The 25,291-nt window shown below is 66.8% G+C and carries 25 protein-coding genes and 1 tRNA gene; 6 read left to right on the plus strand and 20 right to left on the minus strand.

The window, feature by feature from the left end; genetic code table 11:
• Positions 1-7: 7 nt before the first annotated feature.
• Positions 8-1,168, minus strand: coding sequence for a pyridoxal phosphate-dependent aminotransferase (locus ACFXHA_RS08545; protein ID WP_379354382.1), 1,161 nt, complete (start codon positions 1,166-1,168; stop codon positions 8-10).
• 71 nt (positions 1,169-1,239) lie between these two features.
• Between ACFXHA_RS08545 and ACFXHA_RS08550 the strand changes: the two genes are divergently transcribed.
• Positions 1,240-2,334: a M23 family metallopeptidase gene (locus ACFXHA_RS08550; protein ID WP_379354384.1), complete on the plus strand. Its 1,095-nt coding sequence runs from the start codon at positions 1,240-1,242 to the stop codon at positions 2,332-2,334.
• 60 nt (positions 2,335-2,394) lie between these two features.
• Here ACFXHA_RS08550 and purD read toward each other — a convergent pair whose 3' ends face one another.
• Positions 2,395-3,678 (minus strand): phosphoribosylamine--glycine ligase, encoded by a 1,284-nt coding sequence (purD, locus tag ACFXHA_RS08555; RefSeq protein WP_379354386.1) that lies wholly within the window; start codon positions 3,676-3,678, stop codon positions 2,395-2,397.
• A gap of 92 nt (positions 3,679-3,770) precedes the next feature.
• Here purD and ACFXHA_RS08560 point away from each other — a divergent pair, with 92 nt between their 5' ends.
• Positions 3,771-4,196, plus strand: a complete 426-nt coding sequence (locus tag ACFXHA_RS08560) for an HIT family protein (protein WP_379354388.1) — start codon at positions 3,771-3,773, stop codon at positions 4,194-4,196.
• A 60-nt stretch (positions 4,197-4,256) separates the two neighbouring features.
• Here ACFXHA_RS08560 and ACFXHA_RS08565 read toward each other — a convergent pair whose 3' ends face one another.
• From ACFXHA_RS08565 to ACFXHA_RS08585, 5 genes are all read right to left on the minus strand, one after another.
• Positions 4,257-5,660, minus strand: coding sequence for a sensor histidine kinase (locus ACFXHA_RS08565; protein ID WP_379355013.1), 1,404 nt, complete (start codon positions 5,658-5,660; stop codon positions 4,257-4,259).
• Positions 5,661-5,734: 74 nt separating this feature from the next.
• Positions 5,735-6,472 carry a response regulator transcription factor gene (locus tag ACFXHA_RS08570; protein ID WP_379354390.1) on the minus strand — a complete coding sequence of 246 codons (738 nt, stop codon included), beginning with the start codon at positions 6,470-6,472 and terminating at the stop codon, positions 5,735-5,737.
• Positions 6,473-6,602: 130 nt separating this feature from the next.
• Positions 6,603-6,674, minus strand: a tRNA-Thr gene (locus tag ACFXHA_RS08575).
• 168 nt (positions 6,675-6,842) lie between these two features.
• Positions 6,843-7,085 (minus strand): MbtH family protein, encoded by a 243-nt coding sequence (locus ACFXHA_RS08580; protein WP_019931522.1) that lies wholly within the window; start codon positions 7,083-7,085, stop codon positions 6,843-6,845.
• Positions 7,086-7,240: 155 nt separating this feature from the next.
• The gene (locus ACFXHA_RS08585; RefSeq protein WP_379354391.1) at positions 7,241-8,074 is read right to left on the minus strand and encodes an alpha/beta fold hydrolase; all 834 of its coding nucleotides are present in this window, start codon (positions 8,072-8,074) and stop codon (positions 7,241-7,243) included.
• Positions 8,075-8,261: 187 nt separating this feature from the next.
• Here ACFXHA_RS08585 and ACFXHA_RS08590 point away from each other — a divergent pair, with 187 nt between their 5' ends.
• Positions 8,262-8,429, plus strand: coding sequence for a hypothetical protein (locus ACFXHA_RS08590; protein WP_379354393.1), 168 nt, complete (start codon positions 8,262-8,264; stop codon positions 8,427-8,429).
• 4 nt (positions 8,430-8,433) lie between these two features.
• Positions 8,434-9,915, plus strand: a complete 1,482-nt coding sequence (locus ACFXHA_RS08595) for a trehalose-6-phosphate synthase (protein ID WP_379354395.1) — start codon at positions 8,434-8,436, stop codon at positions 9,913-9,915.
• Positions 9,916-9,970: 55 nt separating this feature from the next.
• Here ACFXHA_RS08595 and ACFXHA_RS08600 read toward each other — a convergent pair whose 3' ends face one another.
• The 13 genes from ACFXHA_RS08600 to ACFXHA_RS08660 form a co-directional block, all read right to left on the minus strand.
• Positions 9,971-10,900 (minus strand): oxidoreductase, encoded by a 930-nt coding sequence (locus tag ACFXHA_RS08600; RefSeq protein ID WP_379355015.1) that lies wholly within the window; start codon positions 10,898-10,900, stop codon positions 9,971-9,973.
• Between the two features lie 155 nt (positions 10,901-11,055).
• Complete coding sequence (locus tag ACFXHA_RS08605; protein ID WP_379354397.1) at positions 11,056-11,544, minus strand: h domain protein; 489 nt, start codon at positions 11,542-11,544, stop codon at positions 11,056-11,058.
• The gene (locus ACFXHA_RS08610; RefSeq protein WP_379354399.1) at positions 11,541-12,398 is read right to left on the minus strand and encodes a hypothetical protein; all 858 of its coding nucleotides are present in this window, start codon (positions 12,396-12,398) and stop codon (positions 11,541-11,543) included. Before ACFXHA_RS08610 ends, ACFXHA_RS08605 begins: the two co-directional genes overlap by 4 nt.
• Positions 12,395-13,804, minus strand: a complete 1,410-nt coding sequence (locus ACFXHA_RS08615; RefSeq protein ID WP_379354401.1) for an MCE family protein — start codon at positions 13,802-13,804, stop codon at positions 12,395-12,397. Before ACFXHA_RS08615 ends, ACFXHA_RS08610 begins: the two co-directional genes overlap by 4 nt.
• Positions 13,801-15,039, minus strand: a complete 1,239-nt coding sequence (locus tag ACFXHA_RS08620; RefSeq protein ID WP_379354402.1) for an MCE family protein — start codon at positions 15,037-15,039, stop codon at positions 13,801-13,803. The genes ACFXHA_RS08615 and ACFXHA_RS08620 overlap by 4 nt, the downstream gene beginning before the upstream one ends.
• Entirely contained in the window at positions 15,036-16,283 is a 1,248-nt protein-coding gene (locus tag ACFXHA_RS08625) for an MCE family protein (protein WP_379354404.1), read from the minus strand. The genes ACFXHA_RS08620 and ACFXHA_RS08625 overlap by 4 nt, the downstream gene beginning before the upstream one ends.
• Positions 16,280-17,341: an MCE family protein gene (locus ACFXHA_RS08630; protein WP_379354406.1), complete on the minus strand. Its 1,062-nt coding sequence runs from the start codon at positions 17,339-17,341 to the stop codon at positions 16,280-16,282. The genes ACFXHA_RS08625 and ACFXHA_RS08630 overlap by 4 nt, the downstream gene beginning before the upstream one ends.
• Positions 17,338-18,369 carry an MCE family protein gene (locus ACFXHA_RS08635; RefSeq protein WP_379354408.1) on the minus strand — a complete coding sequence of 344 codons (1,032 nt, stop codon included), beginning with the start codon at positions 18,367-18,369 and terminating at the stop codon, positions 17,338-17,340. The genes ACFXHA_RS08630 and ACFXHA_RS08635 overlap by 4 nt, the downstream gene beginning before the upstream one ends.
• Entirely contained in the window at positions 18,366-19,610 is a 1,245-nt protein-coding gene (locus tag ACFXHA_RS08640; protein WP_379354410.1) for an MCE family protein, read from the minus strand. The genes ACFXHA_RS08635 and ACFXHA_RS08640 overlap by 4 nt, the downstream gene beginning before the upstream one ends.
• Before the next feature lie 16 nt (positions 19,611-19,626).
• Positions 19,627-20,478: an MlaE family ABC transporter permease gene (locus ACFXHA_RS08645; RefSeq protein ID WP_379354412.1), complete on the minus strand. Its 852-nt coding sequence runs from the start codon at positions 20,476-20,478 to the stop codon at positions 19,627-19,629.
• 4 nt (positions 20,479-20,482) lie between these two features.
• Positions 20,483-21,247 (minus strand): MlaE family ABC transporter permease, encoded by a 765-nt coding sequence (locus tag ACFXHA_RS08650; protein WP_379354414.1) that lies wholly within the window; start codon positions 21,245-21,247, stop codon positions 20,483-20,485.
• A 325-nt stretch (positions 21,248-21,572) separates the two neighbouring features.
• Positions 21,573-22,475, minus strand: a complete 903-nt coding sequence (locus ACFXHA_RS08655; protein ID WP_379354416.1) for a 3-oxoacyl-ACP reductase — start codon at positions 22,473-22,475, stop codon at positions 21,573-21,575.
• A 45-nt stretch (positions 22,476-22,520) separates the two neighbouring features.
• A complete protein-coding gene (locus tag ACFXHA_RS08660) occupies positions 22,521-22,709 on the minus strand; it encodes a ferredoxin (RefSeq protein WP_040803134.1) in 189 nt (62 codons plus the stop codon).
• Between the two features lie 151 nt (positions 22,710-22,860).
• Here ACFXHA_RS08660 and ACFXHA_RS08665 point away from each other — a divergent pair, with 151 nt between their 5' ends.
• Together ACFXHA_RS08665 and ACFXHA_RS08670 are read left to right on the plus strand one after the other, a co-directional pair.
• Positions 22,861-24,054: an acyl-CoA dehydrogenase family protein gene (locus tag ACFXHA_RS08665; RefSeq protein WP_379354418.1), complete on the plus strand. Its 1,194-nt coding sequence runs from the start codon at positions 22,861-22,863 to the stop codon at positions 24,052-24,054.
• A 20-nt stretch (positions 24,055-24,074) separates the two neighbouring features.
• Positions 24,075-25,196, plus strand: coding sequence for an acyl-CoA dehydrogenase family protein (locus ACFXHA_RS08670; protein ID WP_379354420.1), 1,122 nt, complete (start codon positions 24,075-24,077; stop codon positions 25,194-25,196).
• The last annotated feature ends 95 nt before the right edge of the window (positions 25,197-25,291 follow it).

Genomic DNA, 25,291 nt, shown 5'->3' on the forward strand with positions numbered 1-25,291 from the left:
TGGCAGATCAGGCCAAATAGCGTCCCAACCGGTCGAGTGCCTCTTCGATGTCGGCACTCGCTCCGGCGAACGAGAAGCGAACTGTGTGATGGCCGTTGTGGGTGTCGAAATCGATGCCGGGGGCCAGTGCCACACCGGTCGCGTCGAGCACCTCGGTGCACCAGCGCATCGAATCATCGGTCAGGTGGGCAATATCCGCGTAGGCGTAGAACGCCCCATCGGCCGGGGCCAGGTCGGTGATCCCGAGTTTCGGCAGCCCGGAGAGCAGGAGCTGACGGTTTGCCGCATAGCGCTGCACATGACCGTCCAGTTCAATTTTCGACTCGGCGCTGAAAGCGTGCACGGCCGCAAACTGGGAAATAGCGGGCGGGCACACCGTCATATTGGAAGCCAAGCGCTGCAACGCCGGACGCAGAGATTCCGGAACCAGCATCCAACCCAGCCGCCAACCGGTCATGGAGAAATATTTCGACACCGAGCCGATCACCACCGCCTCGCGCGACGTCTCCCACGCCGACGAAGTCGGTTCGGTCTCCTCGTCGTAGACGATGCCGTGATAGATCTCGTCGGAGATGAGCAACGTCCCGTGCGCATCACACCAGCGGGCCAGCGCCGCCAGCTCGTCGGGCGCGATCATGGTGCCGGTCGGATTGGCCGGACTCGCCACGATCAACCCCGCCGGCGGCTCGGGCAGCGCCTCCAACATCGCCACGGTCGGCTGGAACCGGGTCTCCGGGCCGCAATCCAGCTCCACCACATCGCAGCCCAGCGCGGTCAGCGTATTGCGGTAGGCCGGATACCCCGGCCGGGCCACCACCACGGTGTCCCCGAGATCGAAGGCGGCCAGGAAGAGCAGCGTGAACGCGCCGGACGACCCGGTGGTCACCACGACATCGTCGGCACTCACCGACACCCCGTAGGTACCGCGGTGATGCTCGGCGATGGCCTCCCGCAATTCCAGGATCCCGAATGTCTCGGTATATCCCAGCAATTCACTGTCCATCGCGGCCTTGGTGGCCCGCAACACCGCCGCCGGAGCGGGGGTGGACGGCTGCCCCGCCGCCAGCACCAGCACATCTCCGTGTGTCCGGGCCCGTTCAGCAGCTGCTTTCCAGACGTCCATCACGTAAAAAGGTGGAATGGTCGACCGGCGAGATTCGATACGCACCCGACAGACGGTAGAGCACCCGCTCCCCCGACTGTCCGGGAACGGTCGCGCGAATGGCTGAGGAGGCCGCTGTGCAGGGGGGACCAGCAACCACCGGGAACACCCCGGCACCGCCGGGCACCGACGAAACCCCGGACCCCGCTCGCACCGGATCGACGGGCAGCTATACGCCGGGACTGCGGTCGTACCTCGCGGACGAGCCGCGGCCGTCTCGGGCCCGGGAGTTCATCGGAGAGGCCGGGCGCGACCTGCTCGCGCTCACCGGACACATCGCGGCCTGGGTGCGGGCCACCGCGCCGATCGTGCGGGCGTGGGTCATTCGAATGTGGCGGGAACGGCCGCGGTCGTGGGGCGAGACGGTCGAGCTGGGCGCGCGGGGGCGGGCCGAGGCGCGGCGGCAATGGCCCGTGGTGCGGGCGTGGAGCATTCAGCATCGGGTCTTCCTCGGCGGAATGGCGGCGGTGCTGGTGTTCGCGAGCGCGGACGGGGCACTCGGATTGATTCCGGCCGACGCCCCGGTGAGTCCCGGTGTGGCGCTGCGGGTTCCGGTGCAGTTCCCGCTGCAGGTGCAGGCCACGCCCGAGACCTCGAAGCGGTATCTGGACGCCATCAACAACGGTGAGCATCTCCGCGAACAGGCCGTGGTGTCGGCGGCCGCGGCCTCGACGCTGGAACGGGCCAAGGCGGAGGCCGCGGCCGCGGTGGCCGGGCAGCCGCAGCCGTGGATGACACCGGCCCCGGACAGCTCACTGCCGCCCGGGTTCGTGATCCCCGGCGTCGGCGGGTTCGCACTGCCCGCGAAGGGCGTGTTCACCTCCGGATTCGGCTCGCGCTGGGGCACCTTCCACGCGGGCATCGACATCGCCGCGCCGATCGGCTCACCGATCTACGCCGTCGCGGCGGGCACCGTCATCGATGCCGGTCCGGCAACGGGTTTCGGACTGTGGGTGCGCATCCGCCATGACGACGGCACCATTTCGGTGTACGGCCACATGTACGACTTCTCGGTCTCGGTGGGCGAACGCGTTCCGGCCGGCCTGCAGATCGCCCGCGTCGGCAACCGCGGCGACTCCACCGGCCCGCACCTGCATTTCGAGATCATCATCGGCGGCCAGCACGTGGACCCGCAGCCCTGGCTCGCCGCGCACGGCATCATCGTCGGCTGAGGCGGATACGACAGCGCCCGCCCGAACTCGGTTCGGGCGGGCGCTTTTTCGACCGTCGGGTCAGACCTGGGCCGGGATGGTGATGCGTCCTTCTTCCGCCGCCAGTCCGATGTCGGAGCGGAAGTGGCCGCCGGGCAGCTTGATGGCGGCCAGGCGGTCGTAGGCGTTCTTGCGGGCCTCGGCGAGATCCGCGCCCTGGCCGACGATGGCGAGCACGCGCCCACCGGCGGAGACCAGCGCACCGTCCTCGCGCTGCGCGGTACCGGCGTGCATGACCTCGGATTCGGTTCCGGTGCCGGTGGATTCGGCTCCGGTGATGACATCGCCGCTGCGCGGACGAGCCGGGTAGTTCTCGGCGGCCAGCACCACGGTGACGGCCGAGCCGTCCTTCCAGCGCGGCGCGGCCACCTGGTCGAGGGTGCCGGTGGCGGTGGCGTGCAGCAGCTCACCGAGCGGGCTGTCGAGCAGCGCCAGCACGGCCTGCGTCTCGGGATCGCCGAAGCGGCAGTTGAATTCGATCACGGCGGGCCCGGCCTGACCGACGGCCAGCCCCGCGTACAGCAGGCCGCTGAACGGCACGCCCCGGCGAACCATCTCGGCCGCAACGGGTTTCACCACGTCGTCGACGATGGCCTGCAAAGTCTGCTCCGGCAGCCACGGCAGCGGCGTGTACGCGCCCATGCCGCCGGTATTGGGCCCGGTGTCGCCGTCACCGACGCGCTTGTGGTCCTGGGCGGGCAGCAGCGGCACCACGGTCTCGCCGTCGACCAGGCAGAACAGCGACACCTCGGGGCCATCGAGGAAGGATTCCAGCAGTACCGGGTGCCCCTGCTCGAGCAGTTCCGCGCCGTGCTCGCGGGCGACCGAACGGTCCGCGGTCACCACCACGCCCTTGCCGGCGGCCAGCCCGTCGTCCTTGACCACCCAGGTCGGCCCGAAACGATCCAGGGCGGCGTCCAATTCGCCCGGGTGATCGACGATCTCGCTGTGCGCGGTTCGCACCCCGGCGGCGTTCATGACGTCCTTGGCGAAGGCCTTCGAGCCCTCGATGCGCGCCGCGGACGCGGACGGCCCGAACGTCGGGATCCCGGCGGCCCGCAGGGCGTCGGCCACCCCGAGCACCAGCGGCACCTCGGGCCCGACCACCACCAGATCCGCGGCCAGCTCCTGCGCCAGCGCGGTCACCTCCGCCCCGGAGGAAGCGTCGACCGCACGCACCTGCGCGTGCTGGGCGATACCCGCGTTGCCGGGCGCGGCGTAGACCGCGGTCACCGCCGGGTCCTTCCGCAGCGCCAGGACGAGGGCATGTTCACGGGCTCCGGAACCGATGACGAGTACGCGCACGGCAGACAGCTTAAAGGGCTGGCCCGCGGCAAGAGGTAGCGGTCCGTTGTGCGTTCGGGCGAGCCCGAAGTTCCCCGCGTAATCTCCCGTACATGGCTTCTGTTTTCTCCGCAATCATCAACGGTCAGCTGCCCGGCCGGTTCGTCTGGGAGGACGAGGAATTCGTCGCCTTCCTGACCATCGCCCCGGTCACCCAGGGACACACGCTGGTGGTACCGCGCCAGGAGATCGACCAGTGGCAGGACATCGACCCCGACACCTTCGCTCGCCTCAATGTGGTGGCCCAGAAGATCGGCAAGGCGGTGCGCGCGGCATGGGACGCCCCGCGCGCCGGTCTGCTCATCGCGGGCCTGGAGGTGCCGCACCTGCACATGCACGTGTTCCCGGCCTTCGAACTCGACAACTTCGACATCACCAGCGCCAACCCGGAACCCAGCAAGGAATCCCTCGACGAGGCCCAGGCCAAGATCAAGCAGGCGCTGCGCGATCTCGGCCACGGCGCGAACGTCCCGGAGTAACAGCTCCGAGCAAGGCGGCCGGGGGCAAGGCCCCCGGCCTCAGCACGTCTCGGCCCGGCCTCAGGCTTTTTCGCGGGGCAGCCGCACGGTGAAGACGGTGCCCTCCCCCGCCGCGCTGCTCACCGACACCTTGCCGCCGTGCGCGGCGACCAGCGCCTGCACGATCGACAGGCCCAGTCCCGAACCGCCGCTCTCCCGGCTGCGGGAGGCGTCGGCGCGATAGAACCGTTCGAAGACCCGCTCGGCCTGTTCCGGATCCAACCCCGGCCCGGTGTCGGCGACCTCCATCGCCACCTCGTCCGCGGCCGGCGTGAGCCGCACCGTCACCTCCGCCTCGGGCGGGGTGTGCACCAGCGCGTTGTTGAGCAGATTGGCCAGCACCTGCCGCAGCCGCGCCTCGTCGCCGAGCAGCTCCAGAGTGCCGGGGCCGGGCCGGATTTCGAGGTCGATCTTGCGTTCGGGCCCGTCCGGTCGCTGTGCGGCGGCCAGCGCCCGCGCACTGTGCACCGCGTCGCTGGCCAGCATGAGCAGATCCACCGGCCGCCGTTCCACCGGTCGTTGCGCGTCCAGCCGGGCCAGCATGAGCAGATCCTCGACCAGCAGGCTCATCCGCTTGGATTCGCGTTCGATGCGATCCATGAGCATGCCCGGATCGGTGATCGCGCCCTGCCGGTACAGCTCGGAGAAGCCCTTGATGGTGGTGAGCGGCGTGCGCAGTTCGTGGCTGGCGTCGGCGACGAACTGCCGCATCTTGGATTCCGAGCGCCGCGCGGCCTCCTCGGACGCCTCGGTGGCGGCGAACGCCTGCTGGATCTGGGTCAGCATGGTGTTCAACGACTGTGAGAGGTGGTCGACCTCGGTATCGGTGCCGCGCACCGGAACTCGCTGATGCAGGTCACCGCCCGCGATGGCCGCCGCGGTGCGTTCGACCTCCCGCAATGGTCGCAGACTTCGCCTGATCACTATGCGCGCGACCGCGGCCAGCGCCGCCAGCACCAGCGCGCCGATCACCAACTGCAGCACGATCAGCTTGTCCAGCAACGAGTTCGTCTCGTCCATGCGCAGGGCGATGGTGCTGGTGCCGTATTCGTTGACCGTCCGCAGCACCCGCCATTCCTCGGTGGACGCGCCGACCGACCCCACGGTCTGCGGCCGGTTGCCCAGGTCCGCGGGCACCGACGGCTGCTGCACGCCCGCGGACAGACTCAGCGTGACCGCCCCGGCGGCGTCCTGCACCTGCACCCAGTACAGATGCGGGGGCCGTTCGCGCCCACGCACGGTGGGCAGCGGTTCGGGTCGCTGCGCGCCCGGCGCGGCCCAGCTGTGGGCGGCGTCGTAGAGCTGCCGGTCGATGCGTTCGACCAGCACATTGCGCATCAGCGAGGTGACCGCGATACCGGAAACCAGCAGGCCGAAACCGACCAGGGAGACCAACGCCAGCACCAGGGTGGTGCGCAACGGCACGGCCGCGAGCCGGTCGGTGATCTTGCCGCGCAGGGTTCGTGTCGCCCTTTTACCTTCTGCCAGCGCGGCCGCGATCACGCGTTGGCCGTCCTACCGCGCGGCTCCCGCATCACGTATCCCACCCCGCGCAGCGTGTGGATCAGCCGATCCGGTCCGGTATCGACCTTCTTGCGCAGGTAGGACACATAGGTTTCGACCACGCCGACCTCGCCGCCGAAGTCGTAGCGCCACACGTGATCCAGGATCCGCGGCTTGCTCAGCACGGTCCCGGCATTGACCAGGAAGTACCGCAGCAGCGTGAATTCGGTGGGCGACAACGACACCGGCTCCCCCGCCTTCCACACCTCGTGGGTGTCGTCGTCGAGTTCGATATCGGCGAAGCGCAGCCGGGAGGATTTGGTCTCGGGCGCGGAGCGGCCCGCGCGCCGCAGGATGACCCGTAGCCGCGCCACCACCTCTTCGAGGCTGAAGGGTTTGGTCACGTAGTCGTCGGCGCCGAGGGTCAGCCCGGTGATCTTGTCGTCCACATCGTCGCGGGCGGTCAGGAACAGCACGGGCGAATCGATCCCGTCGGCCCGCAGCCGCCGCAGCAGCCCGAATCCGTCCATCCCCGGCATCATCACGTCGATGATCAGCGCGTCGGGGCGGAAGGTCTTGGCCTTGTCCAGCCCCTCGGTGCCGCTGGCGGCACTCGCGACCTCGAACCCTTGATACCGGAGACTCACAGACAGCAGCTCGACGATCATGGGCTCATCGTCGACGACGAGCACCCTGGCCTCCGGTTCACGCACCTGCGCGGGCACACCTGTCATGGGCTCATATTCTGCGCCTCGTCCGCGAGGAACCTGGCCCTTCCCTGGGAGTTTCCTGGGAACGGGTGTGTCGCGGATCCGGCCGGACACGACGAACGCCGGTCGAAGAATCGACCGGCGTTCGTCGTCGAGCCCCCTGTCAGGATTGAACTGACGACCTTCGCTTTACAAGAGCGGTGCTCTACCACTGAGCTAAGGAGGCGGAAATTGCGGTGCCCATCATAACCGGGGTCGTCGGCTGCGCGGAAAAGCCGACGTCCCGGTCGGAACGATGCCACGGACCGGACCGCGACGCGGCCGGTCGAGGCTGGTTGCCTCACCCGGCCGCGTTCGGAAGCCGTTCGCGCAGTATCGGACTAACCGCAGGGTGTCAGGACTGCGCCGCCTGACGTGCCGCGTCGTCCGCCGCCATGGCGTCACGCAGGCTCTTGGGACGCATATCCGTCCAGTTCTTCTCGACATACTCGACGCACGCGGCGCGACTGTCCTCGCCGAAGACGACTCGCCAACCCGCCGGAACCTCGGCGAAGGCGGGCCACAGGGAGTGCTGTTCCTCATCGTTGACCAGGACGAAGAACCGGCCGTCTTCGTCATCGAAGGGATTGGTGCTCATTTCACCTCACTGGATACTGGCGCTGTGTACGGAGTACGTAGACGGATCGTCCAGTCACCGCAGTGATGGAACGAGCCCCCGACGTTGATTCGACCCTAGCAAGGCAGGTGTTACCGCTGGGCGGTTACCTGCACTTCGTTGAATAGGCAGGGCGTTCAGGACGCGAAGAATTCGAGCAGGATCTTGTTGACGGCTTCCGGCTGCTCGAGATAGCCGAAGTGCCCGGCGTCGGGAACCTCCTGGTAGCGGGCTCCCGGAATGATATCCGCGACCTCGCGGGAAAGGTAGGGCGGAATCATGCGGTCATCGGCGAAGCCCATGGACAGGCACGGGACCTTGATACCCCGGTAGGCGGCGGTGCGATCGAAGTCGTGGTCCATGCGGCGCTGGGCGCGGATGCCGGGAGTGGCCGGGCCACCGGTGAATTCGAACAGGTCCAGCCAGTCGCGCGCGGCGTGCGTGTCGGCCATGGTGGCCGGGCTCAGGTTCATCAGAGCGGTGATGGCGGCCTCGTATTTCGCGGGCAGCCGCATCCCGGAGGCGTCGAATTCGTGTTCGCCGAGCGAGAGCGTCTTCTGGAACTGGTCGAGCCGGGCGTGTCCGGCCATGAAGACGGCCTTGCGGACCAGATCGGGCCGGGCCAGCGCGAGTTCCTGCGCGACCCGCGAGCCCATGGACTGCCCGACCACCAAAGCCGGTCCCTCGCCCAGGAATTCGATGAGGGCGGCGGTGTCGCGGACCAGATCGTCGATGGTCATGCCGCCGGCCGCCTCGAAGGACGGTGCGATGCCGCGATTGTCGAAGGTGCAGACCCGGTATCCGGCGGCCACCAGCGCGGGCACCTGATGCAGCTCCCACACCCGGCCGCCGCTGCCGGTGCCCATGATCATGACGACCAGCGGCGCGGACCCCTTGACGTCGGTTCCGCGTGACCGGTCTCCCTTGACCTGGTAGTTCAGTGAGATTCCGTTCACCGTGGCCAACGGCATGCTGGGTCCCTTCATCAGGTATTACGACTCATACGTTCGTCCACCGTATAGCTATCGGGGACCCGAATGTTTCGCCCCGTGACCATTGCGGTTCGGGCTCGCAATACGAGCAGCGGACGGGCTCGACTTTCCTGGCAGATACGATGGAGCCCTCGAAGAGAGCAGACTTCCCCGAGAGGACATCGATATGGCCGCGAAGACCGGCGCGAACGACATCGCGGACGACGATCTGGAGCCGCTCGCCGACGAAACCGCTCGTCAGGCGCAGAAGGTGGTAGCCGCGTACGCGACGGACGCCGACGAGTGCCGCATGCTGCTGTCGATGCTGGGCATCGCTCCGACGCGAGGCGAATAGGGCCGTGCACCCGGACAGCTCCGGTTCCGGATTCGTCGTCGTCGCCAACCGCCTACCGGTCGACCTGGAGCGACTACCCGATGGCAGCACCCGCTGGAAGCGCAGTCCCGGCGGCCTGGTGACGGCCCTGGAACCGGTGCTGCGCAACAACAAGGGGGCGTGGGTCGGCTGGGCGGGGGTTCCGGACGTCGAGCTGGATCCGATCATCGAGGACGGCCTGGAACTGCATCCGGTCCCGCTCTCCGGTGATGAGGTCGCCGACTACTACGAGGGTTTCTCCAACGCGACGCTGTGGCCGCTGTATCACGACGTGATCGTGCGGCCCGTCTACGACCGGCAGTGGTGGCAGGCGTACGTGCAGGTGAATCGCCGTTTCGCCGAGTACACCGCGAAGGTGGCGGCGGAGGGGGCGACGGTCTGGGTGCAGGATTACCAGCTGCAGCTGGTACCCAAGATGCTGCGCATGCTGCGCCCGGATCTGACCATCGGCTTCTTCCTGCACATTCCGTTCCCGCCGGTGGAACTGTTCATGCAGATGCCTTGGCGCACAGAGATCGTCGAGGGTCTGCTGGGCGCGGATCTGATCGGCTTCCATCTGCCGGGTGGCGCGCAGAACTTCCTGTATCTGGCCAGAAGGCTGGCGGGGCAACCGACTTCGCGCGGCAATATCGGCGTGCGTTCGAAACTCGGTGTGGTGCAGGTGGGTTTCCGCACCGTACGGGTGGGCGCGTTCCCGATCTCGATCACCTCCACGGAGCTGGACGAGTTCTCACGGCGTCGCGACGTCCGCGAGCGGGCCGCGAAAATCCGTGCGGAGCTGGGTAATCCGAAGACGATCCTGCTGGGCGTCGACCGCTTGGACTACACCAAGGGCATCGATATCCGGCTCGCCGCGCTGGAGGAGTTGCTGCACGAGGGCCGCATCGATCCGGCGGACACGGTGATGGTGCAGTTGGCGACGCCGAGCCGCGAGCGGGTCGATTCGTACATCCAGATGCGCGGGGATATCGAGCGTCAGGTGGGGCGGATCAACGGCGAGTTCTCCCGGGTGGGCTATCCGGTCGTGCACTATCTGCACCGGCCGATCCCGCGCGATGAACTGCTCTCGTTCTTCGTGGCCGCCGATGTCATGGTGGTGACGCCGCTGCGCGACGGCATGAACCTGGTCGCCAAGGAGTACGTGGCCTGTCAGGGCGGCCTCAACGGCGCGCTGGTGCTGAGCGAATTCACCGGTGCGGCAGCGGAATTGCGGCAGGCCTACCTGTGCAATCCGCATGACCTCGACAGTGTCAAGGATGCCCTGATCGGCGCGATCGACGATGACCGCGACACCCGTCGCCGGCGCATGCGTTCGCTGCGGCGGCAGGTGCTGACCCACGATGTGGACCGCTGGGCGCGCGCCTTCCTCGACGCGCTGGCCACCGATCGGGTCGCGGGCAGCGCACTGCTCACCGATGACGATGTGGATCCGGATCTGAGTCGCTGATTCGGCGAAACACGAACGCCCCCGGACGATTCCGGGGGCGTTCGTCGTTTCGGGACTATTCGCCGAAGTTGTAGGTGACGCCGGTGAGTCGTTCGGATTCGTCCCACAGCGCCGCGGCCAGTCGCGGATCACGGGTCTGCGCGCTCGCCTCGTTGGGCACCGGGTGGCCCTTGGTGGTGCCGGTGGGCCCGTAGAAGTCACCGCCGCGCACACCGGGGTCGGTGGCGGCGCGCAGGGTGGGCAGCGCACCCATTTCGACGCTCTGCATGACGATCCGGAACACCCGGTTGAGCGGAGGCCGGGACAGGAAGGTGACCACCGGGCCGAAGTTCTGGGCGAAGTCGGATTCGGCGGCCCCCGGATGCACCAGCACCGAGATCAGTTCGCCCCCGGTGCCGTTCAACCGACGCTGCAATTCCAGCGCGAACAGGGCATTGGCCTGCTTGGACTGCGCGTAGGCCGGATAGCCCTTGTACTTGCGCCGCTCGTAGGTCAGATCGTCGAGCCCGAGCCAGGTCCCCTGCTGCGCGGGCACCCCGCTGGTGACCGTGACGATCCGCCCGTGCGGCGCGGCCCGCAAGAGATCCAGCAGCAGCCCGGTGAAGGCGAAGGGCCCCAGATGGTTTGTGCCGAAGGTTGTTTCGAAGCCATCGAGGGTGACTCTCCGCTCCCGGCTGAGCGTCCCGGCATTGTTGATCAGCAAATCGATCCGCTCGAAGTCGTCACGAATCCGCCCCGCCGCCTTACGCACCGATGCAAGCGAGGCGACATCCAGCTCCACGAACGGCAATTCGGCCCCCGGCGCGGTCTCCCGAATGGATTCCGCTGCCGCCGCGGCCCTTTCAGCATTCCGGCACGCCATCACCACCCGCGCCCCGTGCTCGGCCAACCGCCGCGCCGTCTCGAGCCCGAGCCCGCCACTGCACCCCGTCACAATCGCGGTGCGCCCGTTGAGATCCGGAATATCGGCCGCAGTCCACGGCATCGATTTGCTACCCACGGTGCGATCCTGACTGTGCTGGGGATCCTGAGGTTCTGCCCAGCAGCCTAGAACGAGTTACACCCGGGTACCAGCCGACCGCCCACCGCGAATCACGCGGTGGGCGGTCGGGTTTCAGGAATTCGAGACCGTGGGAGGCCTCAGACGGTCTTGATGTCGGAGACCAGCCAGCTGTCGTCGTGCTTGGTGAGCTTCACCTGCAAACGGTCGCTGGCGAGGGTTTCCTTGCCCGAATCGGTGCTCGAGAAGCGCTGATCCGCAATCACCAGCACGGTCGCGGTGTCGCGAGTCGAGTCGATGACGCCGGTCGCCTGCACGACGGTCTGGACGTCGAGCTTCTTCTCCTTGGCTGCCGGGATGGCCTGCTCGTTGATGACCTGCATATAGGAATCGCGGTAGGCGCCGGACAACCGTTCGGCGACCTTCGGGAGTTCCTTCTCGGCCGAGTCGTAGTTGTAGGTGAACAGGTCCTCGACCGTGTCCCGTGCGAAATCGGCTGCGGAAGCGCGATTTCGTTCGGCGGTACGGTCGGACCAGAAGCGGTCGGCGACAAGTGATCCCACCGCCACGGCGGCGACGAGGAGCACGCCGGCGACGGCGATCATGATGGAACGGGCATTGATCTTCACGGCACGAGCTCCCAGGACGAGGCGGTCACGGTGCCGCTGCTGTTGCGGTTCACGGTCACCCGGAAGCGGTAGTCCTTCTGCATCGGACCGTTGGACGCGGCATTGGACACGGTCTGCTGGGCCAGCAGCAGCACCTTGGCGGAATCGGCGCTGTCGCTCTCGATGGCGGCGGAGATGATCTTGCCGGAGGACTGCACCTTCATCTGCTCGAAGACCTTCTTGTAGCTGTCCTTGTTGGCAGCGAGGTCGTCCTTGAGGCCGCCGCCCGCGACCGCGAACAGCCGGTCCAGGTCGGGCCCGGCGCTGTCGGCCTTGACGGTGACCATGTCCAGGTACGCCTGCTTGGCGACCTGGACGTATTCGGCGCGCCGCGCGGCCAGGTCGTCGGCGTGCTGCTGGTGGTAGTAGAAGACGCCGCCCGAACCGATCAGCACCAGCGTGGAGATCAGGGCGACCACCGCGGCGATCGAGCCGACCCGGCCTAGCGCGACCCGCGCCCGCCCGAACGCCGACTTCGGTTCGCGGCCTTCGGATTCGGCGGGCGTGTCGGCGGAACTGTCGGCGTGCACCCCGATGGACTCGGCCGGGGCCTCGTCCTCGACCACCGCGACCACGAATTCCGGCTCGGCGGTGACGGATTCGGCGGCGGGCGCGTCATCCGCGACCTCCTCGACCTCCGCGACCGCCTCGACATCCGCGACCACTTTGCTGACCGAGACCGCCGGCTCCGGGCTCACCACGGGGAGCGAGGTCTGCTGGACCTCGATGCCCGTGGCGTCGTCCTCGACGGGCGGGCCCGCCTGCCGGACGACGCGTCGCCGCGTGCGGTTTCGATTTGCTGGGGTTTCGCTCATGGCGTTGGCTCCTGAAGCAGCTGTTGCCAGCTCGACGGCACCTTGGTGGAACCATCTGCATTGACGTCTCCCCGACGGTACACGTGACCATCAGGTCCGACGAAGGTACCGGTGCCCGGATCCTCGTGTGCGATGAAGGGTGCCTTCTGGTTGCCGAGCAGCTTGTCCAGCGGCTGCCCGTTGTTGTCCACCTTGTTCGGCTGACCGAACGGCGGGTTGTCGCCCTCGGGCTGGTAGCCGTTGGGATCGTGGCAGAGCTCGGGAGTCGGCGCGCGTTTGCCCGGCACATCGACACACGGAGTGTTGCGGATTCCGCGTACCGCTTCCTTCGCGTTCTGCGGCACCTTGCAATACAGGTTGGCCGGGGTTTCGATCGGCGAGAGGTCGGCGGGTGAGCGTCGCTCCGACGCCGGCAGGAAGCCGGTGGTGCAACCCGGCGGATCGTTGAGGCCGAGCATGAAGTCGACCATGGCGCCGTACTGCACCGGCCCGCGAATGGCGGTCAGCAGACCCGACAGCAGCGGCGGATACAGGACCAGGATCTGTTCGAGCCCGGCGTGATAGGTGAGCCCGACCTGTCCGACGCTGAGCATATTGGCGAGCATGATCGGCAGGGTCGGCTTCAGATCCTGGAAGGTCGAGTTCACCTTCTGCAGGGTGGACGGCGTCTGCTGCAGGATCGCCTTCAGCGACGGATCATGTTCGCGCAGTTGGTCGGTGACGGCGGCGAGATCCTTGGTCCAGGTCCGGACGTCGTCCGAGGTCTGGTTCTGGGTGTCGAGCAGCGGGCCGATCTTGTCCAGCAGGTCTTTGGTGGCGTCGGTGTTGTCCTTGGCCGACTGCACCAGCAGCGACGCCGAGTCGATGAAGCGCTGCAGATCCGGGCCCGCGCCGTTGAAGGCGACGAAGGCGTCGTTGATGACCTCTTGCAGCTTGGTGTCCGCCACGGTGGACAGCAGCCGGTCGGCCTGATCGAGCATGGCTCCGACGTCCTGCGGCAGCTTGGTCTGCTCCACCGGGATGACCGAGCCGTCGTGCAGGTTGCCGCCCTTGGGGTTGTCGACCGGGACCAGATCCACGAACTGCTCGCCGATGGCCGACACGCTCTTCACGTAGGCGGTCACATCGGAGGGGATCTTGTAGTCGCTGTCGATGGAGAGCTTGGCGTCCACACCGGCCGGGGTGAGTTTGACGTCCTCCACCTTGCCGATATTGGTGCCGCGGTAGGCCACGTTGGCGGTCGGGTAGAGGCCGCCGGTAGCGGCCAATTGCACGGTGACGCCGTACCTTCCGATACCCAGCATGGCCGGGAGCTTCACGTAGTCGCCGCCCATGACGGTCAGACCGATCACGGTCAGCACCGAGAAGATGGCCAGCTGTACCTTGACGAACTTGGTGAGCTTCACTTCCCGTCACCCCCTTGCTGTGCGGGCACGGTCAGGCCCGGAATGGCCGGCAGACCCGGAATCGGCGGCAGCCCAGCGATACTCGGGGTCGGTGTGGTCGTCGGCGGCGCGGTCTTCAGCGGATCGGTGAGCGGATCGCCGATACCCTGCGGGGTCTTGCCGCCGGTGATGCCGGTGCCGAGGGTGGCCTGGGCGCCGCCCAGGCTGCCGCCCAGCGGCGTGCCGGTGAGGAAGTTCGAGTCCAGCCGGGCACCGGTGAGGTCGACGGTCATGAACAGGTTCATGTAGTCGCCCCTGATGACCTTGTCGATGTTCTTGATCGGGAACGGGAACGACAGCAGCCACTGCAGCGAATCGGCGAGTTTGCCGCCGGTCGAGGCCAGCGATTGCAGCGCGGGCTCCAGGTTGGCCAGGTCCGCCTTGAGGTTGTCGCCGCCCTGGTCGATGACCTTCTGCACGGTGTCGCTCAAACCACCCAGTGCCGTAATGGTTTTGGTGATGTTCTCGCGGCGATCGGCGAGCACGGTCAGCGCCGGGTGGATCTGGGTGATGGCCTTGGTGACATCGTCCTTCTGCTGCGCGAACACTCCGGCGAACCGGTCCAGCCCGCTCATGGCGGCGATGATGTCGGCCGTCTGCTTGTCCAGGGTGGTGGTCAGTTGATTCAACTGCGGCAGCAGATCCCGGATGGAATCGGTGCGGTTCTTGAAGGTCGCGTCGAGTTCCTTGGTGATCGTCTCCACCTGGGAGATGCCACCGCCGTTGAGCACCACCGACAGTGAGGACAGCGTCTGCTCGGTGGTCGGGTAGGCCCCGGCCCGGTCGAGCGGGATCAGGTCCCCGTCCTGCAAACGGCCCTGCGCCGGCAGATCGGTCGGTGCGGCGAGCTCCACGTGGTTGGAGCCCAGCAGACTGGTCTGCCCGATGCGCGCGATGGCGTTGGCGGGCAACGTGACTCCCTTGTTCAGGGAGAGGGTGACCAGGGCGTGCCAGCCCTCGACCTCGATACCGGTGACCGAGCCGACCGCCACGTCGTTCACCATGACCGGCGAATTACGGGTCAGGGTGGTCACATTCGGCATCTGGACGCGAACGTGCCAGGCGCCCGCTCCGGTGCCCGGCGCACCCGGCATGGACACCGAGTTGAGCCCGTCCCAGGAACAACCGCCCACTCCGAACACCGCGACCAGGCTGATCGCGGTTCCCGCCAGGCGAATTCGTCGGCGGCTGGTCATCGCCCACCTCCAGTCAGCAGATCGGCGAGGGACTTGGGCGAGGCCACCGGCGCACCGTCGGCCGCGGGCGTCTGGTTGGCCAGATCCGGCGTGCTGTAGGTGAGCTGATTCGGGAACGCGTTCTGCTCGGTCGCCGGATTCACCAGCAGCGGCGGGTAATTCATCATCAGCGATTGGATGACCGGCGCCAGATACTGCCTGCACAACTCGGCGCTGTGCGCCGAGTCGTTGACCGGGTCGGCTTCGACACCGCCGCACAGGAATGCGGTCGGGTTCGCGAAGTTCGGCGCGCCCAGCGCGCCGGTCAGCGTGCCCTGAGCGGGCTTGTAGAGCTGGTAGAAGTTCGCCAGCGCGGTCGGAGCGGAATGCATGATCCGTTCCAGCTCAGGCTTCTTGTCCGCCAGGACCTGGGTGGCGTCGGACAGCTTCTGCACGCTCTCGGTCAGCGCGCCCCCGCGCTCGTCGAGGAAGCGCTTCACATCGCCGATGGCCGAATCGAGGTTGTCCAGGCCCGAACCGAGATCGGTCGAGACGCTGGCGAGCACCGAGGAGACCGAGGCCAACCGGCCGCCGAACTGCACGATCTGATCGTTGGACTTGGACAGCACATCGACGAACTTCTGCAAGTTCTGAATGGTGCCGAACAGATCGGTGCGACCATCGGAGAGCGTGCTCAGCGTGCTGGACAACTCTTTCAGCGTGTCGCGGAAGGCCTGGGCATTGCCATTGCCGAGGTTGTCGGCGGCGGTATTGATCGCCCGGCCGAAGGAGCCCTGCTTGTCCTCGCCGATCGGGCCGAGCGCGGTGGACAGCTTGGTCAGCTCGGCCTTGATGTCATCCCATTCCACCGGAACGGCGGTGCGCTCCACGGGAATCGACGCACCGTCGCCCATCTTCGCGCCCCCGGTGTAGGCGGGCGCGAGCTGAATGAAGCGCGCCGACACCAGCGACGGCGAGATGATGACGGCCTTGGCGTCGGACGGAACGTCGACACCGCGGTCGACCGTCAGCTTCACGGTCACCCGGTCCTTGCCGGGATCGATGGAATCGATGCGGCCGACCTTCACGCCCAGTACCCGGATCTCGTCACCGGCGTAGAGGCCGTTGGTCGAGGGGAAGTACGCGGTGATGTGCTTCTTGCCGATATCGGAGGCGAATCCGTAGACCAGCCACCCGGCCAGTGCGACCACCACGGCCACGGCCGTGAGTTTGGTCCACCGCGGCAGCTTGCGAAGTGCGGTCATCGCGGCGGCTCCTGGGGGTTGGTCTGAACTTGGAAGGCGCCGTTGAGCATGTTCTGGAGCGAGTCGGGCAGGTGCTGCGGCCAGACCATGGAGTCGACCAGGATCTGCAGGGCCGGGCTCGCGCCGTTGGCCAGATAGGCCTGGAAGTACGGTCCGGAACCGACCTGCTCACCGAGCGCGGCCTCGAACGGGCCGAGCTCGTCGACCGCCTTGCCGATGTTGTCCTTGTTCTTGATCAGCAGGGCCAGCACCGAATTCAGCTTGTCCAGCGTCGGTTTCAGCTGCTCCTGGTTGTCGTTGACGAAGCCGGTCAGCTGCTGTGCCAGACCGTTGATGTAGACGATCAGCTGGCTCAGCGCCGAGCGGCGGGCGTCCAGCTCCCCGAGCAGGGTGTTCCCGTCGACCAGCAGCGAATTGATCTGCAGCGCACGGTCGCCCAGCACCTTGGTGACATTCTGGGCGTGTGAGAGCAGGTCGGTGAGCGCCTTGTCGCGGGCGTTCAGGCTGCGTGAGAGCGCGGTGACGCCGTCCAGCGCGGACCGCAGCGGGCCCGGTGTGTCGCTGAAGGCTTCCGACAGGGTGTCGAGGGTCTTGTTGACCTGGTCGGTGTCCATCCCCTTGACGTCCGTCGCCAGCTCGCCGAGGGCGTCGGTGAGCGAGTACGGAGAAGTGGTGCGCTCCAAGGGGATCGTCTGATCCGCCCGCAGCTCGCCGTCACCGGTCGGCACCACCTCGAGCGACTTGCGCCCCAGCACGGTATTGGTCTTGATGGCCGCGGTGGTCTTGGTGCCCAGCACGATCGACTCGTCCAGGCTGAACCGGACCTTGACCTTCGCGCCGTCCAGGGACACGGCCTCGACCTTGCCCGACTTCACACCAGCCACCTGCACCTGATCGCCGGGCAGGAGTCCGCCGGCGTCGGCGAAGTAAGCGGTGTGCTCGGCACCCGAGCGGATGAACGGCAGCCGGTCGAACTGCAAGGCGGTCAAGCAGATCGAGACCACCAGCACGATGCCGATGACGCCGATATTGATCAGCGGTGAGCGTTGTTGGTTCACTTTGCCGCACACCTTCCGGTGGTCTGAGCGCCCGGCAGGGTGATCCGGGTGGTGCCGCCGCCGGGGGCGTCCACGATAAGGGCAGCACCACAGACGAACATGTTCAGGAACGAGCCGTAGGACCCGATCCGGATCAGCTTCTTGTAGGTCTCGGGCAGCAGGTTCAGGACGTAGTTCACGTCGTCGCTCTTGTCGTCCAGGTTCTGCGACAACGTGCCGAGCTGCTGGAAGTCCGCCTTGAGATCCGGGCGGGTCTGCATCAGCAGATCCTGGAGACCACCTGTCGCACCGGCCAATCGGGGCAGCGCGTCACCGAGCGGATCCTTGTCCGCCGCGAGACCGCTGACCAACCGCTGCAATTCGGTCAGCGTGGTCTGGAAGTCCGCGTTGTTCTTGTCGATGGTGCCGAGCACCGTATTCAGATTCTCGATCACGCTGCCGATCAGGGCATCCCGGTCGGCGAGGGTCTTGCTGAAGGAGCCGCCGCTGTTGAGCAGTGACACCAGCGTGCCGCCCTGGCCCTGGAACACCTGCAGCAGCGCACCGGTCAGATCGTTGATCTGGTCCGGATTCAGGCCGCGCAGTAGCGGTTTCATGCCGCCGAGCAACAGATCCAGATCGAGCGCGGGCTTGGTCTGGCCGAGCGGGATCGTCGCGCCCTGTCCCAGCGCCTGGGCCGTGCCCGGCCCGTCCATCAGTTCCAGGTAGCGGTTGCCGACGAGGTCCTCGTAGCGCACCGCGGCCTGGGTGCCGGAGTAGATCCGGTACTGGCGGTCGAGGTCGAAGTCGACGTGCGCCAGATGGTCCTTGCCCACGGAGACACGGCTCACCGAGCCCACCGGAACACCGGCGATGCGCACCTTCGCACCGGGCAGGATGCCCGACGAGCTGTTGAAGATCGCGTGGTATCCGGTCGAGCGGGAGAAGCGCATCTCGCTGAAGATCACCCCGAGCGCGGCCAGCACCAGCACCATGACCAGGGCGAAGATGCTCAGCTTCACCGTGGCGCCATGCGGTTTGAACTTCACTTGCCCACCCCCGGAACATCGCCGAACAGCAGTTGGAACACCCGCGGACCATTGAGGCTGGTGCTCGTCGGCGGCGTCCACACCTCGCCCTCGGAGGTGTCGGTGACGAGGTAGTTGGAGTGGCTGCCCGGCACCCGGTCGAGAATGTTCTCGCAGTGCGGGCCACCGGTGGCATTCACCTTCGGCAGATCCTTCGGGTACGAGTACGGCGTGCCGCCACCCATGAAGCCGGCGTTCAGCGTGACCCACGGGCCGTCGCCGCCGAAGATCCGGTTGCCGTCCGGCAGCGCGTCGGCCGCGCCGACGACCAGGCAGTACAGCGCCGGGCTGTACTCGTTGAGCAGTTGCGTGGTCGGGCGCAGCACGCCGAGAGTGTCCACCAGGGCCTTCTCGTTGTCGGAGAGCACGCCGCCGGTGTCGTTGGCCAGACCCACCAGGTTGAGCAGCACCTTGTCGAAGTTGTCCTTCTCGTCGACGATGGTGCCGCCGGTGGTGGCCACGTTTCCGGTGGTGCGCAACAGATCCGGCGCAACGTCGGCGTACAGGTTGGTGACGCCGACCGAGGTCTGCAGATCGCGCTGCAGGTCGGGCAGGCTCGGATTGAGACTCTTGAGCACGTCGTCGCTGTTGACCATGAGCTGGCCCAGCTTGTCGCCGCGACCCTGCAGGGCGGTGCCCAGCGCGGTCAGCGTGGCGTTCAGCTTCTCCGGCTGCACCTTCGCCAGCAGATCGTTCAAATGCTGGAAGAGCGTATTGAATTCGACCGTCACCGCGCCCGCCTGCACCACCGCACCCGGCTTCAGGGAATCGGTGGAGGGGTTCTGCGGTTCGATGAAGTTGACGTACTTGGCGCCGAACACCGTCGTCGAGTTGATGTCGACGGAAGCGTTGGCGGGCACCATCTTCAGCTTGTCCGGGTCGACAGCGAGGTTGATGCGCGCACCGTCCGGCCCGTCGGTGATGCCGGAGACGCGGCCGATCTCGACGCCGCGGATCTTCACCTTGGCGTCCTTGTCCATGACCAGACCGGCCCGCGGGGACGCGATTGTCACCTTGACCGTGTTGTCGAAGCCGCCCGCGAAGGCGACCAGGCAGAACGCCACCGCGGCCACGATGCTGAGCACCAGGCCGGCTCCGGCGAGCCGGATCACCCACCCCTGTTCGAGGTAATTCTTGGGCTTCGGTTTCTCGACGAACGGTGAACCGATCGGGCTCACCACGCCGCCTTGCTGTTGGACCATGTCGTGTGTCCCGCCCCTACCCGGAGAGATGGAAATTGCCGGAGGTGCCGTAAATGGCCAGCGACATCAGCAGCGTCACCATGACGACTGCGATCAGCGAGGCCCGCACCGCATTGCCTACCGCCACACCGACACCGACCGGTCCGCCCGCGGCGTTGTAGCCGTAGTAGGTGTGGATCAGCATGACGGCCATGGCCATGAAGATCGCCTGGGCGAAGGACCAGAGGATGTCGCTGGGGATCAGGAAGGTCGAGAAGTAGTGGTCGTACACACCGGCCGACTGGCCGTAGATCACGACGGTCGAGAAGCGCGAGGCGATGAACGAGGCGATGACCGCCAGCGAGTACAACGGGATGATGGCGATGATGCCCGCCAGCATGCGGGTGCCCACCAGGAAGGGAATGGGCCGGATGGCCATCACCTCCAGGGCGTCGATCTCTTCGGAGACGCGCATGGCTCCCAATTGTGCCGTGGTACCCGCCCCCAGCGTCGCCGCCAGGCCGATACCCGAAATCACCGGCGCCGCAATGCGAACGTTGATGAAGGCGGCGAAGAAGCCGGTCAGGGCCTCGACGCCGATATTGCCGAGCGAGCTGTAGCCCTGCACGGCGATGGTGCTGCCGGCCGCGAGCGTCAGGAAGCCGACGATCACGACGGTGCCGCCGATGACCGCCAGCGCGCCTGTGCCCATGGAGATCTCGGCGATCAGGCGAATGGTCTCGGTCCGGTAGTGCACCAGGGCCTTGGGGACCGAGCCGACCGAGCGCGCGTAGAAGACCGCATGCTTGCCGACCGAGTCGAGGGCCTCGGTGAAACGCCGAAAACGGTTGGCTACCTTCGGGAAACGACTTTGGATCACGAAAGCCATCTGATCACCGGGCCGTGAACTTGATGCCCGCGGCGGTGACCACGACGTTAATGACGAACAACGCCATGAAGGCGAAGACGACGGTCTGGTTGACGGCGTCGCCGACGCTCTTGGGACCGCCCTTCACGTTCAGGCCCAGGTAACAGGCGACCAGTCCGGCGACGAGTCCGAACAGCATGGCCTTCACCTCGGAGATGACGAGCTCCGGCAGGTGGGTCAGCAGCGTGAGCCCGTTGACGAACGCGCCCGGGTTCACACCCTGCAGGAACACCGAGAACAGGAACCCGCCGAGGATGCCGATGGCCGACACCAGACCGTTGAGCAGGAAGGCGACCAGCATGGAGGCCAGTACACGCGGAACCACAAGGCGCTGAACCGGATCGATGCCGAGCACCTTCATGGCATCGATCTCTTCACGGATGGTGCGCGCGCCCAGATCCGCGCAGATGGCGGTCGCGCCCGCGCCGGCCACGATGAGCACCGTGACCATCGGGCCGATCTGGGTGATGGTGCCGAATGCGGCGCCGGCACCGGAAAGGTCGGCGGCGCCGATCTCCCGCAGCAGGATATTGAGGGTGAAGCTCACCAGGACGGTGAATGGAATCGCCACCATCAAGGTGGGGAACATGGACACCCGGGCGATGAACCAGGACTGATCGATGAATTCCCGTCGCTGGAACGGGGGCCGTACTGCAGCGCGAGCGACCGCGCCGGCGAGTTCGAAGAACCCTCCGACCGCCCGCAGCGGTACGGCAAGGACTTCATTCATTCCCGCTATTCCTCCTGCCCCTGCCTTGCGATAGCAACCGAGATCTGAATGTGATCTCGGTCCCGCTCGAAGATTAGAACACGTTCTCGTATGGTTCGGGAAGCTTTCGACGGTTTTGAACTGGCGTTCTTTCTGAACCTGCGTCCAGTTTCGAGAACGTGTTCATGCCAGCCTAACCGTCATGGGTATGCCGCACTGTGAGCCGACACACATAGTTGATCCCCATTCCTACCAACGATCGAACCCGTGATCAACCGCAAGGCCCGGGGTCTGAGGGCGTGTCTGGAGAAACGCACAGACCCCGGCAGGGAAACTGAGGTAAGCCTCAGCCGAGATCTTTCAGCGAGGAAGCGGAAAACGTAGCGTCCGAACCGCGTTCGGCGAAATAACCGCCCAGGCTCGCGGCGAGACCCTCGCGGGTGAACTCACCCTCGGCGTCGAAACGCTTCTCCACCACCGGAGCCGCCATCAGGGCCACCATCGGGCCGTAGACGACGAAGAGCTGACCGGTGATCGCCTCGGCGGCCGGGGAGGCCAGGTAGGCCACCAGACGCGCGACGTGATCGGGAGAAAGCGGGTCCGGGCCCTCTTCGGGAGCCGCCGAGAAGACCTGCTCGGTCATGGCGGTACGCGCCCGCGGCGCGATGGCATTGGCCTTCACGCCGACGCTCTCCAGCGCCCGCGCCGCCGACAGGGTCAGTGCGGTGATACCGGCCTTGGCCGCACCGTAATTCGCCTGTCCGGCCGGGCCGAGCAGACCGGCCTCGGAGGAGGTGTTGATGATGCGCCCGTAGACCGGCGCACCCGTCTCCTTGTACTTACCGCGCCAGTAGGCGGCGGCATTGCGGGTCAACAGGAAGTGCCCGCGCAGATGGACCGCGACGACCGCGTCGAAGTCGGCGTCGGACATGTTGAACAGCATCTTGTCCCGGGTGATCCCGGCATTGTTCACCACGATGTCCAGCCGGCCGAAGGTCTCCTCGGCGGTCCGGATCAGCGCCTCCGCGGTGGCGCTCTCGGCGATACTGCCGCCGACGAACTCGGCCTTCACACCCAGCGCCCGGATGTCGGCGAGGGTCGCGCTCACCGCGTCGTTCTCGGTCAGGTCGTTGACGATGACCGAAGCACCGGCCCGGGCCAGCTCCAGGGCCTCGGCCCGGCCCAGCCCGGCGCCCGCGCCGGTGACGATGGCAACCCGGCCGGAAAGACTTACATCAGAATCGCTCACGCGGCCGACTCTAGAACGTGTTCCACCCGGCGGGCAAGCATCCGCTCAGACCAGCTTCAGAGCAGCCTTGGGGCACTGGGCGACGGCCGACTCGATATCGCGGCGGTTGGCCTCGGTGACCTCGGCCTCGTTGACGAACAGGTTGTCGTCGTCATCGAGATCAAAGACGTCAGGGGCGATTCCGACGCAGATTCCGTTGGCTTCACACTGATCGAAGTCGACGATGACCTTCATGTTTCTCTCCTTAACCACTGGTTGTGCCCGAGCCTAACAATCAGGATCGCGGTGCAACAGCAAAGTAGCCCTAACCGGAACCGATACTGGAACATGTTTCAGTTGCGTGCGATGATCGGCTGAACCGATAAACGAAGGCCAGAGGTACAGCATGCGTATCGCCTACACGCCGCAGCAGGAACAGCTGCGTGCCGAGCTACGTGAATATTTCACCAAGCTCATCACTCCCGAACGGCGGCAGGCGCTTTCGGCGCAGACCGGCGAATACGGCGAGGGCAATGTCTACCGTGAGGTCGTCGAGGAGATGGGCCGCGACGGCTGGCTCGCCCTGGGCTGGCCCAAGCAGTACGGCGGCCAGGACCGGTCCACCATGGATCAGCTGATCTTCACCGACGAGGCCGCCATCGCGGGCGCCCCGGTGCCGTTCCTGACCATCAACTCCGTCGCGCCGACGATCATGCACTACGGCACCGAAGAGCAGAAGAAGTTCTTCCTGCCCAAGATCGCCGCCGGTCAGCTGCACTTCGCCATCGGCTACTCGGAGCCGGGCGCCGGCACCGACCTGGCCTCGCTGCGCACCGCCGCGGTCCGCGACGGCGACGACTGGATCATCAACGGCCAGAAGATGTGGACCTCCCTCATCGCCTACGCCGACTACATCTGGCTGGCCGCCCGCACCGACCCGAACGCCAAGAAGCACAAGGGCATTTCGATGTTCATCCTGCCGACCACGGCGGAGGGCTTCTCCTGGACCCCGGTGCACACCATGGCCGGGCCGGACACCAGCGCCACCTACTACCAGGACGTGCGGGTCAAGCACTCCGACATGGTGGGCCCGGAGAACGGCGGCTGGGCGCTGGTCACCAACCAGCTCAACCACGAGCGCGTCGCGCTGACCTCCTCCGCGCCGCTGGCATTGGCGGTCGCGCAGGTCACCGAGTGGGCCCGCAATACCAAGGCCGCCAACGGCTCCCGGGTCATCGACCAGGAATGGGTGCAGATCAGCCTGGCCCGCATCCACGCCAAGGTCGAATACCTGAAGCTCACCAACTGGGAGATCGCCTCGCGCGCCGACCAGGGCGGGGACGCCGCGCCGCGCCCGTGGGACGCCTCGGCCACCAAGGTGTACGGCACCGAACTGGCCACCGAGTCCTACCGTGCGCTGATGGAGATCCTCGGCCCGCAGGCCTACCTGCGCCAGGATTCGAAGGGTGCGCAGTTGCGCGGCCGCCTCGAGCGCATGCACCGCGCCTGCCTGATCCTCACCTTCGGCGGCGGCACCAACGAGGTGCAGCGCGACATCATCGCCATGACCGCCCTCAAGCAGCCCGCCGCCGCGCGTTAATCGAAACCAAGGTAACCATCATGGATTTCACTCTTACCGAGGCGCAGCAGGATCTGGCCCGCCTCACCGCCGAGGTCACCGGCAAGCTGGTCACCGCAGACCGGCTGCGTGAACTCGACAAGAATGTCACTGCCGACGGCGAGCCGACCGTACGCTTCGACGACACGCTGTGGAACTCGCTGGCCGAGACCGGCGTGCTGGCCGCGGCCCTGCCGGAGACGGTGGGCGGCAGCGACTTCGGCGTGCTGGAGCAGACCGCCATCCTGCGCGAGATCGGCAAGTCGGTCGCGCCGGTGCCTTATCTGTGGTCGATCGTCTTGGGTGCGGGCGCGCTCGCGCAGTTCGGTTCCGCGCCCCAGCGCGAGCTGGCCGCCAAGGCCGCTTCCGGCGAGATCATTCTGACCGCGGCGCTGAGCGAGGAGCGCAACTGGGAGCTCGACAAGCCGGTCACCACCGCCATCGCGGGTAACGGCTGGCTGCTGACCGGGCTCAAGACCACCGTGCCCTTCGCGGCGCAGGCCACCCGAATCCTGGTGTCCGCCAGCGTCGACGGCTCCCCCGCCGTCTTCCTGGTCGACCCGTCGCACCCCGGGGTGCGGGTCGAGGACCAGATCGTCACCGATCGCTCGCCCGCGGCCGAGGTCGAATTCTCCGGTGCCCCGGCCGAATTGGTCGGCACCCTCGATCAGGGCGGCGAGATCCTCACCTGGCTGCTCGAGCGGGCCTGGCTCGGCCTGGCCGCCACCCAGCTCGGCGTGGTCGAGAAGGGCCTGGAGTTGGTCGCCGACTACGCCCGCGAGCGTGAGCAGTTCAACCGTAAGATCGGCAGCTTCCAGGCCGTGGCCCAGCGGTTGGCCGACGCCTACATCGACGTCCAGGGTGTGCGCTTGGCCGTGCAGCAGGCGGCCTGGCTGCTGGCCGAGGGCCTCCCCGCCACCGCGGAGGTCCACACCGCGAAGTTCTGGGCCGCCGACGCCGGCCACCGCATCGCCCACACCGTGGTGCACGTGCACGGCGGCGTCGGTATCGACCGCGACCACATCGTGAACCAGTACTTCACCGCCGCCAAGCACAACGAGTTCGCGCTCGGCGGCGCGACCGACCACCTGCGCGCCCTGGGCTCGCTGCTGGCCGCGGAGTAAGTGGAGTAGCAAGACTCGGCCGACCCTGCAAACGCGGCCGACGGCGAGACGGCGGTTCCCATACCAGCCACCGTCTCGCCGTTTTTCTTTGTCCG

This window comes from Nocardia sp. NPDC059240, assembly GCF_042753865.1.
GTDB lineage: Bacteria > Actinomycetota > Actinomycetes > Mycobacteriales > Mycobacteriaceae > Nocardia.

Coding starts and splice junctions, on each gene's coding strand:
- ACFXHA_RS08560 (WP_379354388.1), top strand. CDS start 3,771: ATGGCTTCTGTTTTCTCCGCAATCATCAACGGTCAGCTGCCCGGCCGG.
- ACFXHA_RS08570 (WP_379354390.1), bottom strand. CDS start 6,472: ATGACAGGTGTGCCCGCGCAGGTGCGTGAACCGGAGGCCAGGGTGCTC.
- ACFXHA_RS08580 (WP_019931522.1), bottom strand. CDS start 7,085: ATGAGCACCAATCCCTTCGATGACGAAGACGGCCGGTTCTTCGTCCTG.
- ACFXHA_RS08585 (WP_379354391.1), bottom strand. CDS start 8,074: ATGCCGTTGGCCACGGTGAACGGAATCTCACTGAACTACCAGGTCAAG.
- ACFXHA_RS08590 (WP_379354393.1), top strand. CDS start 8,262: ATGGCCGCGAAGACCGGCGCGAACGACATCGCGGACGACGATCTGGAG.
- ACFXHA_RS08600 (WP_379355015.1), bottom strand. CDS start 10,900: ATGCCGTGGACTGCGGCCGATATTCCGGATCTCAACGGGCGCACCGCG.
- ACFXHA_RS08610 (WP_379354399.1), bottom strand. CDS start 12,398: ATGAGCGAAACCCCAGCAAATCGAAACCGCACGCGGCGACGCGTCGTC.
- ACFXHA_RS08620 (WP_379354402.1), bottom strand. CDS start 15,039: ATGACCAGCCGCCGACGAATTCGCCTGGCGGGAACCGCGATCAGCCTG.
- ACFXHA_RS08625 (WP_379354404.1), bottom strand. CDS start 16,283: ATGACCGCACTTCGCAAGCTGCCGCGGTGGACCAAACTCACGGCCGTG.
- ACFXHA_RS08640 (WP_379354410.1), bottom strand. CDS start 19,610: ATGGTCCAACAGCAAGGCGGCGTGGTGAGCCCGATCGGTTCACCGTTC.
- ACFXHA_RS08645 (WP_379354412.1), bottom strand. CDS start 20,478: ATGGCTTTCGTGATCCAAAGTCGTTTCCCGAAGGTAGCCAACCGTTTT.
- ACFXHA_RS08650 (WP_379354414.1), bottom strand. CDS start 21,247: ATGAATGAAGTCCTTGCCGTACCGCTGCGGGCGGTCGGAGGGTTCTTC.
- ACFXHA_RS08660 (WP_040803134.1), bottom strand. CDS start 22,709: ATGAAGGTCATCGTCGACTTCGATCAGTGTGAAGCCAACGGAATCTGC.
- ACFXHA_RS08665 (WP_379354418.1), top strand. CDS start 22,861: ATGCGTATCGCCTACACGCCGCAGCAGGAACAGCTGCGTGCCGAGCTA.
- ACFXHA_RS08670 (WP_379354420.1), top strand. CDS start 24,075: ATGGATTTCACTCTTACCGAGGCGCAGCAGGATCTGGCCCGCCTCACC.